This is a genomic window from Paraburkholderia sp. BR13444 (assembly GCF_040948755.1).
Lineage (GTDB): Bacteria > Pseudomonadota > Gammaproteobacteria > Burkholderiales > Burkholderiaceae > Paraburkholderia > Paraburkholderia youngii.
Window position 1 is genome coordinate 202,858 of sequence record NZ_JBFPKM010000006.1, and the last position, 13,710, is coordinate 216,567.

Genomic DNA, 13,710 nt, shown 5'->3' on the forward strand with positions numbered 1-13,710 from the left:
GTTTTGATAAGGATTTCAACGCAACTCAGCAAAGACCCACCCTGTATGACGTTTTCGTTCGCCTCAATAGATCGGCACTGCCCGAGCATCGAAATACTTTACCTTCCGCAATCTCGCTTGCCGCCGCCATTGGCTCGCGCGCCTGTCGCGTCGACCGACAGCCACATTAGCCGAATTAGAGGGCATGGCGAACGCGCTAGCAGAATTAGCGAGCATCTTGCCGTTCACTCGTTGCCTAAACGCAACGGGTGACGAACTGGCAATCTTGCCTGGTCGCCATACCTGGCGGGCCCTGCGGCTCCTCTCCCATTAGCAACTACTGCGGACATCGCCAGCAGAATTAACGGACACCAACAGAAGCCGCCTCGCTCCCGGAACTCTGCCGAATGGCGGCCAAACTCAACCTGCTGCGGAAGAAAGCTGACCACTCGTAGTTGCCAGGACTTTGGGGCGACGCTTCTCCCGGTGTCCGCAAGCCCACACCTAAACCAAGGCTTTGAGACACGCACCATCACCGCGAGCGCTGCGCGCTCGTAGTCGTCGAGACTTTCAGATTACGTTTCTCCCGGCAGTCGCCCGCTCATCTCTGAACCAAGGCTTAGCTAGTGCATTGATCGGAACGCGTCGTCATCCGTTGCATAGAGGGCGCCCCTTGCGTCGATCACTGCAAGGATGTCTGGGTCCGTGATGAAGTCCGCCGCTGACGTCGCTGCCAGTATCTGGTCTGGAGACTGAGGGCGAGCGATGGCGAAACCTTGCACATGGTCTACCCCCATGCTCTGGAGAAATTCGAGCGTGGGCGCGTCTTCAACCCATTCCGCAATGCTCTGCATGCCAAGATTTCTTGCGAGACCGATAATCGCCTCCACGATCGCGGCATTAGCTGGTGAGCGATTGATGTTCTTGACGAATTCTCCATCGATTTTCAACGCGTCAGCCGGCAAATCCCGCAGATACGGGAACGACGTGTAGCCCGCGCCGAAGTCGTCCAGAGCCACCTTTGCACCGAGCCGTTGCACGCTGTTAATCAGACGACGTGTATTGGCAAGGTCGTGTAGCGCAACACCTTCCGTGATTTCAACGCACAGCATCGGCACGACATTCTGATATCGTTCAAACAGAATCCCAATCTCGCGGACAAAACGTTCGTCATTCAGTGACGCTGCACTGACATTGACGGAAACGAATCGCGTTCGCGTCAGCCTGCTGCGATTGCAGTCGATCCACTTGAGCGTCGTTTCCATCACCCATTTATCCAGCGCGGAAATGGTGCCATTGGCCTCCGCCGCCGATATCGCTTTCGCCGGCGGAATGGCAAGGCCGTCAGGTCCGCGCATGCGAAGCAGAACTTCAAAGTCCAATGCCTCGTGCGGTGTGGCAAGCGACATGATCGGCTGCATCTCGAGAAACAGGCCCGGCGGAGGTTGATCGCCGCTGAATTGCTCCAACAGACTGATCTGCCGGGCCCGTTCGTCGAACATATTTGCACCGTGGCCGTACACGACAATACGCCCTTTACCTTGAATTTTGGCTTCACGGCATGCGCTGTCGGCAGCTGAGATGGCCTCACGTGGACTGAGATTGGCGGGCGACTCGATCAATCCGAGCGACGCGCGTACATGGAAAGCGCGATGATCGATCTCGTAAGGCCGCTCGCCGATTGCATCGACAATCGCTTGTGAAAGGCTGGCCGCCTTCTCAAGTGGCGTGTCCCCGAACAGAATAACGAATTCGTCTCCGCCTACGCGGCACACGCGATTATGCGATTCCAGCTCGGCTTCAATGCGCAAGTAGACCCGCCTGAGTACCGCGTCGCCGATATGATGACCGAACAGATCGTTGATCAGCTTGAAACGGTCGAGGTCCAGGTAGGCGATCACCAGCGGGTGAGTCAGATGACCTTTGGCCTCCCGCGCTTGTTCAATATACTTGTCGAGGCCTCGCCGGTTCAGCGCACCCGTCAACGGGTCGTGTTCGGACAGGAAGCGCAGAGTCTGGGTCGCCTCATAACGCTCCGTTACGTCCTGAAGCGAACATTCAAGTCGTGAGCCGTCATACGCCGCACGCAGCAGGAAATGACGACGCCGGGGCGTGTCGACCTTCAGGCTTGCAATAATGTCATCACCCGGCGTTTCACCGTCGCTTCTGGTCTGAACCTCGGCAATTGCGCTGTCGCAGGACAACTCGATTTCAACTTCACCAGCGGTCATCGCCTGTTGATACAGCAGCATCCAACGCCCGGCGGGCAAGTAATCGTCCCAATAGACGCGAGGTTTAGCGTTCTCTATTCCGAGCATCGATTCGAGTGCGGGATTCGACTGAACGAAGGTGCCATCGGCCGCGAGCGAAAACAGTCCCACTGGTGTGACGTCGTATGCACGGCGCAGCTCGGCTTGCGCACGCAGACGCTCTGCCCGTTCGGCGCGGATTTGTTCCGCAATCGCGAGTGCGGCCATGAGACTCGATACCAGCGCGGCCGTCACGCTATTGAAGGCGGGAATGAAAAATCGTATATGGAACGCGGCCGAGGCGACTTCCGAAAAAGTCGACACCAGCGCCACCGCAAGGGCGCAGCTATACCACAGCGCGGTTCGGGACGGTGCGAGCATCAGGATGCGCACCAGCAGGAATATCACGACTGCTATGCCGACGCTGACGATCCCCCACATGACGGGGAGATAGGCCGGCACGGGCAACGGGATCGACGCTATGAGCAGGAGCGGACCAAGTAGTTGGATGGTGCGAAGAAGCGGGCGATAACCCACCCGCGCCAGATCGTTCTTGAATAGCGTGACGAACAGCGTGTACGTGAGGATGTAATAGACCGGTACGGTGATCTTGCGGATCAGCGAAATCGACTGCAGCGGAAGCAGCGAGCCGAGCCACTGCTCGTCCCAACCCATCGAGATTGCGCCGAGCCGCATGTTGCCGAACAGCCAGGCCGCAAACAGTACATACACCCAGTCCCGATTGATGAGGGCAGTAATCAGTACGAACGCGGCAAGTGTGGCGAGGCCGCCTTCGAGCAGTCCAGCGCGCCGGTGAAATGTATCGTCGATTACGTCCAGCTCGGCTGATCGCACCAGCGCTGCCGACAGCGTGGCCGGACCACTGAAGATCGCCCTGCAAACCACTTCCGTCCTTGCTTCGGGATGTATCGCGACGCCACTGCCGACACGCTCCAGACCACCCGACGACTTCAGATCCCGCAATAGACTGCCAATGAATTCAAGGCTGGAACTGTCGAAACACTGCAACTGCTGAACGTGTTTCGACGGCAAAAGAATTGCGTTCGGCGCTGCGGCGCCGGCTACCGACTGATTGCGCGATCCGACCGGCTGTGCAGCGACAGAAAACCAGATCGGCGTCTCACGCCGGTGCGTGTCGTAACGCATTTGCAATATCTGGCTGCGCAGGGCTGCAATGGCCCGGATGACGTCCAGTCGCGCGTCGGGGTCGCTGATGACCCGAACCGGCAATGCGACGGCGGATTCATCGTGCGGTGCATCGACGGGAAATAGGAGTACCAGAATCGACACAGCAGCGATGGCGAGCGGCACTGCATAGTAGGAAAAGAGGAACGTGAACGGATCGATCCAGGCTGAGGAGCGATTTTCGGTGCGGCGTGGATTCCATACGGTCCCATTCATTCTTCGTGCCTGTTGGTGTGCGCGGAAGGTGGTTACCCATCCGATGCGCGTATATCGCGGTATCGCCGAAGGCATTCGCGACCTGTTGTAGAGAACGCCCCGGCGATTTCTGTGTCAACCGCGTTTCAGCTTGTCTTGACGCAAGCCAGATTTTCCGCGATACGCCTTATAAGGTGCAAGCTGGCTGGCGGCGCGCCGCATTGCCAGCCCCCGAGTTTATATCGGCAGGATCAGCCGGAATCTGTAAGTCGACACTCGTGCCGGGCCACGCCAGCGACGGAGCCGCTCTCAGATCGATATCAGGATGGTGTGTCGCCACCATGAACTCGTGAAGCGGGTGACCTGCTTCTCGCCAGCGCCGCTCGGCGGTGCCGACCTCGAAAGCCATGATTCGATGTGGAATATTGGCGGCGTGGGCCAGCGGAATGAATTCTCCTACGCCAAAAACGTCGCGGAAGAGTAAAGCGGCATATTGGCGGTCCAGAGGAGTGCGGGCAGCGATGACCATCCACTCGATTCCCTGATTGACGCAGTACAGATAGAAGGCTTTGAAGAGCGCGGCCTTGACCATCCGGCCCGGACCGCCGGCCTCCACCGCCAGTCGAGTCGCACCGACCATGCGTCCCGAGAGCCACGAAGGCAGATCGATCGACTGCTCGATCGCCAGTGGCCGGAAGCGGTTGGTCTGGATGCGCATCGTGCCGACCGGGCTGCCGGTCAGCTTCGCCTCTGCAAGCAGCACGAGCCCGCCTTCCTCGCGATCATATTTCTCCGGTATGTGCATCGTGCTCGCGAAATCCGGCACGTGCCGCATATAAGCCTTCTGACGTACTGCCAAGGCTCTGGCAAGCGCCTCGTCATCGGCCACGACCCGCACTGTGAATGGCAGGCGGGCCTCCTGCACGGACGGCGAAATGCCGACTTCGGCGGCGTCGCCGATCAGTGAAAGGGATGTAAGGCCGTTATTGGACGCGCTATTTCTTTCGTTCATCACTAGCTCCAGGTTGATGATCTACCGCCGGATTGCGGTAGTAATCGGAGCTTCTCATGCGCGCCGATCGCACAGCCGGCGTAAAAGAAAAGCCGGCGCTATTAACGTGATCGGTGAAAAGCCGCGTCAGAGCTGGCGCAACAGTACGACGACGACCAGCGAGCTATTTGCGCGATCGCTGCGCACTCGCGCTGAAAGCGATTTTCAGCCCGCCCACTCGGGAAGCCCTTCGGGCCTGCCTGCCTGAATAAAACCGACAGCGTCGTTGCTTCTGTCGGAAGCCAGTCCTGCAACGTTGCAAATACGGGAACTATGAGTTGGCGCCACGGGACTTGTAAGCCGGCAGCAACGGGATAAACTGCGCGCACGATCTGGCATACAGGTTCTCGTTACCGCCGAGCCGCTGTTTCACTCACCTATGAAACTCCCGCCGTTCCATGCTGTAACTGGAATGGGGAAATCGCCCGAAATAGCAAACGGCATTGGCGTTCAGACCACTTTCCCATTTTCTATTTCAAATCTTTTCATAGTGAAAACCGGGAACTGCTGATCAACACGGCCGCGAGTTTGGACTGGCCACTGCGTTTCATGGATCACTCAACACGATGAAAAAAACCCTCGGACTTGCCATTGCCGCTCTGCTCGCCGTCGCCGCGATTGCGCTGTGGACCCTCGCCGCCCGGTTCGGGCCATCCATCAAGTCCACCATCGAGACGGAAGGCGCGCTCGCGACCCAGACGCAAGTGCTCGTCGGTAGCGTTGAATTTTCGCCTTTAACCGGCGTGGTCACGCTTGATGGGCTCAGCGTGGGCAACCCCGCTGGTTTTTCTTCACCGTACTCCGTCGTGGTGGGCCGGATCGCTTTGCATGTGGACCGCGGCTCGCTTGTCGGCAACGGACCTGTCATCGTCGATTCCGCCACAGTCATCGCACCGCAGATTACCTACGAGGCGCAAAGTCCCACTGCCACCAGCAACCTGGAAACCATCAGGAACAACGCGCAAGCGTATTCCGCCACCCCGGCCGCCGCTCAGGCCGGCAGCGACAAGCGCAAGCTCATCATCCGCAATCTCACGGTCGTGGGCGCGGCGCTTTCACTCGACCTTCACCTGCCGGGAGGCGCGCTGACGGTACCGCTGCCTCCGCTCTATTTGGCCAATATCGGCGCGACCACCAACGGCGCCACGCCGCCCGACATCATCCGCGCCGTCTGCGAGGCGCTCGCGGCCCAGGCGAAGAAGGCGGTCGCCGATGCGATCGCCCAGAAACTCAAATCCGCTATCGATCTGCTCAAGCCATCCGCAGGTGGCTTGCCAAAGCTGCCGTCCCCTCCGGCACTGCCGCCGCGTCCGTCGCTGCCCTCACCTCCGCCCCGTCCGTCGCTGCCGTCACCTCCGTCGCCGCCGTCGCCTTCGCCGCTGTCGTCCCCGCCAATGGGACCAAGGGGGCCATCGCTGCCTCCCCCGCCGGGCCCGCCGTTGCCGCCCCCTCCTGGCTTTTAGGGCCCGGCCACTGTGACTCAGTGCGCGATCAAAAACCGGAGAGCGCCCCAGCTCCGCGATGCAGTCGCGCCGGCGTCATTCGCACGGCACGGCGAGCGAATCGCGCCGGTAATGAAGACCTGCATGGTAAGCACCCGGCGAAGTCATCTTGATCGGCAAGTCGTGCCGCCCGACGATCATGTCCATTCAAATTTTAAATGGACAGGTGTACATGACGGACGAAGTCGAGGTTGTCCAGGATGTGGTGCAGCCGACACGGCGCCGGCGGCATAGCAAGGAATTCAAGGAGACGGTCATTCGGGCGGCAATGCAGCCGAATGTGTCGATTGCGGCCGTGGCACTGCATTACCGGTTGAACGCCAACCTGCTGCGTAGCTGGGTTGCGGCGCGGGAGGAACGCGATGCCGCTGAAGCGGCCCGACAGGAATTGAATGTCTCGTCGCCGGAATTTGTGCCGCTGCAGATGCAGAATGGTGTTGCAGCGGCGACGCACATCGAGATCGAGGTACGCAGGGGCGCGACGGCGATCACGGTGCGCTGGCCACTGTCGGCCGCGAGCGACTGCGCAACGTGGCTGCAGGGGTGGTTGCGTTGATTCGCATCGATGCCATCTGGCTCGCGACGGAGCCGGTCGACATGCGCGCCGGTGTCGATACGCTGCTCGCACGCGTGGTCAAGGTGTTCGGGTCAGTGAGGCCCCATCATGCCTACCTGTTTGCCAATCGGCACTCGACTCGAATGAAGGTGCTGGTCTACGATGGCCTGGGCATATGGCTTGCCGCACGGCGGCTGAACAAGGGGCGCTTCGTCTGGACGAACGGCGAGCAGGCGGTGAGCGTGGGGCTGAGCCCTGAACAGCTTCAGGCTCTGGTGATGGGACTGCCGTGGCGCACTCTCGCGCCGGATCACGCGATCACGGTGGTTTGAGCCCCGTAAGTACGTAAACTGTTTCCCTTGCTGCATCGCGCGCCGCTCTGGCAGACTGGTCGCCATGGACATACCCGCCGATCTCGACGCCCTCAGTACCGAACAGATACGCGAACTGAACGTGAAGCTGATGGCCGAGATCGCCGAGAAAGAAAGAGAGTTGCAGTACCGGCAAACACGTATCGACCAGCTTACGCACGAACTCTCGGTCATCAAGCGGCAGCAGTTCGGCAGGCGCAGTGAGCAGCTCAACAAGGGGCAACTGAGCCTGCTCGAGGAAGCGCTCGACGCGGATCTGGCGGCAATCGGGCTCGAGCTGCAGGGGCTGAAGTCCGGCGAGCAGGCAGGGACACCACGGCAACAGCCAAAGCGTGAACCGCTTCCTCCCGAACTGCCACGTACCGACATTCATTACGAGCCGGACAGTACGATCTGTACGTGCGGCTGCGAGCGCGTTCGCATCGGCGAGGACATCAGCGAGAAGCTGGATTACACGCCCGGCGTGTTCACGGTTGAGCGGCACATCCGGGGTAAATGGACGTGCAAGGCATGCGAGACGCTGGTGCAGGCTGCGGTGCCGCCGCACGTGATCGACAAGGGCATCCCGACCACCGGTCTGCTCGCTCAGGTGCTGGTCGCCAAGTACAGCGATCACCTGCCGTTGTATCGACAGGAGCGCATCTTTGCGCGGGCGGGTCTGGCGATCGCGCAATCGACGCTCGGCGGCTGGGTTGGCGCGTGTGGCGTGCGCCTGCAGCCCCTGGTCGATGCACTTCGCGAAGAGGTATTGCAGCACGCGGTACTGCATGCCGACGAGACGCCGGTACAGATGCTTGCCCCGGGAAAGGGCAAGACCCATCGAGCCTATCTGTGGGCGTACAGCACCACGCAGTTCGCCGATCTGAAGGCGGTGATCTATGACTTCGCCGATAGCCGCGCCGGCGAACATGCACGCGCATTCCTGGGCGAGTGGCGCGGCAAGCTGGCGTGCGACGATTACGGGGGCTACAAGTCCAGCTTCAGGAGTGGGGTCACAGAGATCGGGTGCCTGGCCCACGCGCGCCGTAAATTCTTTGACTTACACGTCAAGCACCAGAGCGAGCTGGCCGAGCCCGCGCTGCGATACTTCGGTGCGTTGTACGAAGTAGAACGCGACGCCGCACAACTCGAGCCCGATAGAAGACGTCTTGTGCGTCAGGAGCGGGCTCGCCCCATCGCCGACGAACTCCATGCATGGCTGCTCACGCAACGGCAGCGTGTGCCGGACGGATCCGGGATCGCCGCGGCACTCGACTACAGCCTCAAACGTTGGGAGGCGCTTACGCGCTATCTGGACGATGGACATGTGCCAGCCGATAACAACTGGGTCGAGAATCAAATACGGCCGTGGGCCCTGGGGAGGTCGAACTGGTTGTTCGCAGGATCTCTGCGTGCTGGAAAACGCGCGGCCGCGATCATGACATTGATCCGCTCTGCACAACTGAACGGACACGATCCGTTGGCTTACCTGAAGGACGTGTTGACGCGCTTGCCGACACACCGTGCCGCCGACATAGCGCAACTGCTTCCTCATCGCTGGACGCCGACCGCTGCTTGATCGTTTGATCGTTTGAGCGATCGCCCCAGTCAAGATGCCTTCCCCGGGTGCTTACGCTTCAGCACGCCCATTGCTGGCTGTATGAGCGCCGCATTCTGATACCCACAGAGCGGAAGCTGCGAGATTCCGGCCGTTCGATCTGGTCCGTGTAGATTTCGTCGTTGAGTTTGGCTACTTTGGTGCCCACCAAATGAATGGTGGACGCAACAGTGGACAGCTCTCCTCAATCCAAACGGTCCAAGCGACCCAATTTTTCGGTCGAGTTCAAGCGACAGATCGTCGAGGCGACGCTCAAGCCTGGCGCGTCGGCTGCGCTCATCGCTCGCGAGCACGACATCAACGCCAATCTGCTGTTCAAATGGCGTCGTCATTATCTTGCCGGCGATTTCGGCGTGCCCGACGTGCCGTTGCCAGAGGCGCCTGCACTCAACTGGTGCCGGCGTGCCCCTCGTCGAACAGCGCCGGCTCCTAGGAGGTAGAATGCGGCGACGTCCGGCTACGCCTGAGCGCTGACACGCCCATCGGTAAGCGCCCGCTTATCCCATCTTGAGTTGCGTTGAGAGTCTTGGGAGCATCGTGTCCACTTAAATAGGTGGACCGTGAACACTATTGACGAAGCAGCGGCACCAGGCCGTCGTCGTCGCCGGCGCTACAGCGTCGAGTTCAAGGCTCAGGTTGTGGCAGCTTGCCAGAGGCCCGGGGTGTCGCTCGCGGCGATCGCGTTGCACCACAAGCTGAACGCCAATCTGCTTCGACGTTGGGTCGAGCAGGCCGAAACGAACGATTGCGTGCTCGTGGCGCGTAGCGACCTGGCAGCGCCATTGGCAGCGGCGCCAGCACCGGAATTTGTACCGCTGCCACTTGAGACGCGAAACACGCGTACAACTGAGATTCGCGTCGAGGTGCGTCGCGCGGACCAGTCGATCACGGTTAGCTGGCCAACCTCGGAGGCAGCGCAATGCGCCGCGTGGCTACGCGAGTGGCTCGCATGATCCGCATTGACCAGGTGTGGCTGGCAGTTGACCCGCTGGACATGCGGGCCGGCTTTGATACGGCACTGGGTCGGGTAATCTCCGTGTTCGGCGCCGCGCATCCGCACCATGCGTACCTGTTCGCCAACCGGCGGGCCAACCGTCTGAAGGTGCTGGTACACGATGGGATTGGCATCTGGCTGGCAGCGCGACGGCTGAATCAGGGGCAGTTCACCTGGCCGCACGCTGGTAGCGAGCCAAAGCAACGCGCGCTCACACAGGAACAACTGGCCGCTCTGGTGGTGGGTTTGCCATGGCAGCGCATCGGCGCGGACGGTGTGATCCGTGTCGTTTGAGGACGTTCGGTACGTATACGGTCGCGCTTTCGCGCTCTCCGGGGTTCTGGCAGACTCGTCTGCATGAACTTGCCAGCCGACCTCAACGCTCTTAGCCCGGAACAGTTGCGTGCGCTCGCCACACAACTGATTGCGCGTGTCGAGGACCGGGACAGGGAGATTGAGGAGAAGACCCGGGAGGTCGGCGAGAAGGATCGGGAGCTGCGCTACCGGCAGACCCGCATCGACCAGTTGACCCACGAGATCTCGATTCTCAGGCGCCATCAGTTCGGCAGGCGCAGCGAGCAGCTCAGCAGCGATCAGATGAATCTGCTGGATGAGGCGATTGACGCGGATCTCGCCGCCATTGAAGCTGAGCTCGAGCAACTTCAGCCGCAAGCCGCAGCCGAGCCGCTACCCCAGCAACCGAAGCGTGCAGCGCTGCCGGCGCAATTGCCGCGCACAGAGATTCGCCACGAGCCGCAGAGCACCGTATGCCAGTGTGGCTGCGAGCGCACGCGCATCGGCGAGGACATCAGGACATCAGCGAGAAGCTCGACTACACACCGGGCGTGTTCACCGTGGAGCGGCATGTCCGTGGCAAGTGGGTGTGCAGAAACTGCGAAACACGGATTCAGGCCGCGGTGCCTGCGCACGTCATCGACAAGGGCATTCCGACTGCGGGACTGCTGGCCTCAGTGCTCGTTGCCAAATACGCTGACCACCTTCCCCTGTATCGTCAGGAGCAGATCTTTGCGCGGGCGGGCGTCGCGATACCGCGCTCGACATTGGGCGCATGGGTCGGTACGTGCGGCGTGCAACTACAACCGCTGCTCGACGCGCTGCATGAGGAAATCCTGCAGCAGGGTGTGCTGCACGCGGATGAGACGCCGGTACAGATGCTCAGTCCCGGCAAAGGCAAGACACATCGCGCGTATCTATGGACGTATACGCCGACGCACTACAGTGAGCTGCGCGCCGTGGTCTACGACTTCGCCGACAGCCGTGCAGGCGAACATGCCCGCGCGTTCCTCGCTGGCTGGCAGGGCAAACTGGTATGCGACGACTACAGTGGATACAAGGCTGGATTCCAGCAGGGCATCACTGAAATTGGATGTGCTGCGCACGCGAGACGCAAGTTCTTCGATCTGCACGCCAATCACAGCAGTCAGATCGCTGCGCAGGCGCTGCCGTTCTTCGCTGCGCTTTACGACATCGAGCGCGACGCTGCAGTGCTACAAGCCGAGGAACGCCACAAGCTTCGACAGAGTCGGGCCAAGCCGGTCTGCGACGCACTTCACGAATGGATGAAGGCGCAGCGCAAGCTGGTGTCGGAAGATTCGGCGATTGCCAAAGCGCTGGATTACAGTCTTAAACGATGGGATGCGCTGACCCGCTATCTCGATGACGGTCACGTGCCTATACACAACAACTGGGTCGAAAACCAGATACGACCTTGGGCCATCGGCAGGTCGAACTGGCTGTTCGTCGGTTCGCTTCGAGCCGGGCAGCGAGCCGCGGCCATCATGAGTCTGCTACGTTCAGCGCAACTGAATGGGCACGAACCACATGCCTATCTGAAGGACGTCCTGACGCGACTGCCAACCCACAAGGCCAGCGATATCTCAACATTGCTGCCTCATCGCTGGCAGCCCGCGGATCCTATCCGCTAGTTCAATTCGTCAAGACGGGTTTGCCGGCCGCTTACCCTGCATGCCCGACCCGCATCTTTAGTTAGAGATGCGCCGGCGCTGCGGCAGTACACTTGGGAACAGAGCGGTACTCGTTCGTGCCTCCAGGCACGTATCGAGCTGCAAACTAAATATCGGAGCCTGCTGTGCCCAAGTCATCACTGATCTCCGTCGTCGATGACGACCAGTACTTTCGCGACGCCTTGCGAAGACGGCTCGAGTTGCACGGCTAACCGTCGCGGTGTTCCAGTCTGCGACAGAATTCCTTGCTTCCGCGCAACTGCACGCCACCGCCTGTCTCGTCGCTGACATTCATATGCCAGCCATGACGGGTGCCGAGCTTTACGAGCATCTAATCGCGACGGGGCATGCCATCCCGACGATCCTGATCACAGCCTATCCCCAAGATAGCGTCCGCCAACGCATGTTGAGTCTGGGCGTTCGCTGCTATCACAAGCCATTGGACGCGGCCGTCCTGATCGATTGCCTTAATTGCGCCTTCGCGCGAGACAAGACGCCCGGAGGCGCGCCCCTTAATTGCGCCTTCGCGCGAGACAAGACGCCCGGAGGCGCGCCCTATACCCGCCTCCCGCCCGACTGGCGGTTGTCAAGCTGCTGGCATCGGAGGCCGCGATCTCGATGGAGTCATGCGCTCTGCACCGTAACCTTGCCGAACGCGAGGCGCCTTGTGGACGCCAACATTAGTTGGCTTTATTTTCGGGAAACTGATGTTGGAGTTCGTAGATTCTGCTAATGGTGTCCGTTAGAGCGCTAATCGTGTCCATTAATCTACTAGCGCGGCTTTTTTGATCGGAACGCGAACACTCTGCGCGGAACGGCTACTTGGCACCATACGACACTTCGGTCGTCGACGCCCAAACTGGTTTTGATAAGGATTTCAACGCAACTCAGCAAAGACCCACCCTGTATGACGTTTTCGTTCGCCTCAATAGATCGGCACTGCCCCAGCATCGAAATACTTTACCTTCCGCAATCTCGCTTGCCGCCGCCATTGGCTCGCGCGCCTGTCGCGTCGACCGACAGCCACATTAGCCGAATTAGAGGACATGGCGAACGCGCAAGCAGAATTAGCGAACATCTTGCCGTTCACTCGTTGCCTAAACGCAACGGGTGACGAACTGGCAATCTTGCCTGGTCGCCATACCTGGCGGGCCCTGCGGCTCCTCTCCCATTAGCAACTACTGCGGACATCGCTAGCAGAATTAACGGACACCAACAGTTGGTGTTGTCGACAAGCTAGTCGGGCGCATTGGAACGCCGGAGGTACAGCGAACCCATCCGGCGGATGGCCGCAGCACGGCCATTCGCTTCCCGGCGAAACGCGTTATTTCCCGTATGTGGTCGTAGACGAACGGCTGCGTGGATCTGGAGATTTACATCATATCGACGGGCTTCGACCGCTCAACGCCGTGAGGACTGCTTCCTGCTCGACAGGAAGTTACAATCGTGGTCTCACCACAGCAGAGAAATATGCAGATGAAAGATGCGTTCGAACGGCGCGCCCTGTTGCTGCACCTGGCAGAAGTATTGGAGGCAGTGAATTGGGCCATTAATCACGATGTGAACGACAAGACGGTGCACGAACTTGCGGCAACGAATGAACCGCTCACGCGCTTTCCGTTGCTGCGAAACGTGTCGGCGCACATGACGTCGATGGAGTTTGCGCGGCGTGCTACAAGCGCGTTTGTCGAATGGCCGCGCGAACTGCTGGAGCCTGAGTTGAACCGCAAGCGCCTCGCTTCCACGGTCCAGCGCAACCTGTTTGAGGGCAACGCGGAGGGATGGGGCGCGTACGTCGCCGGGTTAAGGGCCGAGGTTCCGTGGTTTGGCGTCGGCTTGCGGTTGTTGAGAGAAAGCGAGGACGCGCGTTCCTCGTCGACGGCAGTGTTCCCGGACCGCGTGGTCGCGAAAGAAGTCGTCGTCGACAGCGAAGCGGCGCGTAATGTCGAACCGGTCGCGAAAGAGCACGTAAGCGTTGAAACCAGCCAACGTATCTATCCCACGTGGCCGTGGAAGTCCTGAGTT

Annotated in this window: 10 protein-coding genes and 2 pseudogenes; 10 read left to right on the forward strand and 2 right to left on the reverse strand. The window is 60.3% G+C overall.

The window, feature by feature from the left end; genetic code table 11:
* Nucleotides 1-602: 602 nt before the first annotated feature.
* Both AB3X95_RS19225 and AB3X95_RS19230 read right to left on the reverse strand, forming a co-directional pair.
* Nucleotides 603-3,650 carry a putative bifunctional diguanylate cyclase/phosphodiesterase gene (locus AB3X95_RS19225; protein ID WP_368622243.1) on the reverse strand — a complete coding sequence of 1,016 codons (3,048 nt, stop codon included), beginning with the start codon at nucleotides 3,648-3,650 and terminating at the stop codon, nucleotides 603-605.
* A gap of 166 nt (nucleotides 3,651-3,816) precedes the next feature.
* Nucleotides 3,817-4,641, reverse strand: a complete 825-nt coding sequence (locus AB3X95_RS19230; RefSeq protein ID WP_368622244.1) for a hypothetical protein — start codon at nucleotides 4,639-4,641, stop codon at nucleotides 3,817-3,819.
* A 605-nt stretch (nucleotides 4,642-5,246) separates the two neighbouring features.
* Here AB3X95_RS19230 and AB3X95_RS19235 point away from each other — a divergent pair.
* From AB3X95_RS19235 to AB3X95_RS19280, 10 genes and pseudogenes are all read left to right on the forward strand, one after another.
* Nucleotides 5,247-6,143, forward strand: a complete 897-nt coding sequence (locus tag AB3X95_RS19235) for a hypothetical protein (protein ID WP_368622245.1) — start codon at nucleotides 5,247-5,249, stop codon at nucleotides 6,141-6,143.
* Nucleotides 6,144-6,291: 148 nt separating this feature from the next.
* Complete coding sequence (locus AB3X95_RS19240; protein WP_246392486.1) at nucleotides 6,292-6,738, forward strand: transposase; 447 nt, start codon at nucleotides 6,292-6,294, stop codon at nucleotides 6,736-6,738.
* Nucleotides 6,735-7,070 (forward strand): IS66 family insertion sequence element accessory protein TnpB, encoded by a 336-nt coding sequence (gene tnpB / locus AB3X95_RS19245; protein WP_136624689.1) that lies wholly within the window; start codon nucleotides 6,735-6,737, stop codon nucleotides 7,068-7,070. Before AB3X95_RS19240 ends, tnpB (AB3X95_RS19245) begins: the two co-directional genes overlap by 4 nt.
* Before the next feature lie 64 nt (nucleotides 7,071-7,134).
* Nucleotides 7,135-8,667 carry an IS66 family transposase gene (locus tag AB3X95_RS19250; protein WP_368593449.1) on the forward strand — a complete coding sequence of 511 codons (1,533 nt, stop codon included), beginning with the start codon at nucleotides 7,135-7,137 and terminating at the stop codon, nucleotides 8,665-8,667.
* A gap of 209 nt (nucleotides 8,668-8,876) precedes the next feature.
* Complete coding sequence (locus AB3X95_RS19255) at nucleotides 8,877-9,146, forward strand: transposase (RefSeq protein ID WP_368594414.1); 270 nt, start codon at nucleotides 8,877-8,879, stop codon at nucleotides 9,144-9,146.
* Between the two features lie 198 nt (nucleotides 9,147-9,344).
* Entirely contained in the window at nucleotides 9,345-9,659 is a 315-nt protein-coding gene (locus AB3X95_RS19260; protein WP_368622379.1) for an IS66 family insertion sequence element accessory protein TnpB, read from the forward strand.
* Between the two features lie 41 nt (nucleotides 9,660-9,700).
* Nucleotides 9,701-9,994, forward strand: a complete 294-nt coding sequence (tnpB, locus tag AB3X95_RS19265) for an IS66 family insertion sequence element accessory protein TnpB (protein WP_368622380.1) — start codon at nucleotides 9,701-9,703, stop codon at nucleotides 9,992-9,994.
* A gap of 63 nt (nucleotides 9,995-10,057) precedes the next feature.
* A pseudogene (locus AB3X95_RS19270) lies at nucleotides 10,058-11,646 on the forward strand (IS66 family transposase).
* A 220-nt stretch (nucleotides 11,647-11,866) separates the two neighbouring features.
* A pseudogene (locus AB3X95_RS19275) lies at nucleotides 11,867-12,418 on the forward strand (response regulator); the annotation flags it as partial.
* Nucleotides 12,419-13,155: 737 nt separating this feature from the next.
* Complete coding sequence (locus AB3X95_RS19280) at nucleotides 13,156-13,707, forward strand: hypothetical protein (protein WP_368622246.1); 552 nt, start codon at nucleotides 13,156-13,158, stop codon at nucleotides 13,705-13,707.
* Nucleotides 13,708-13,710 lie beyond the last annotated feature (3 nt).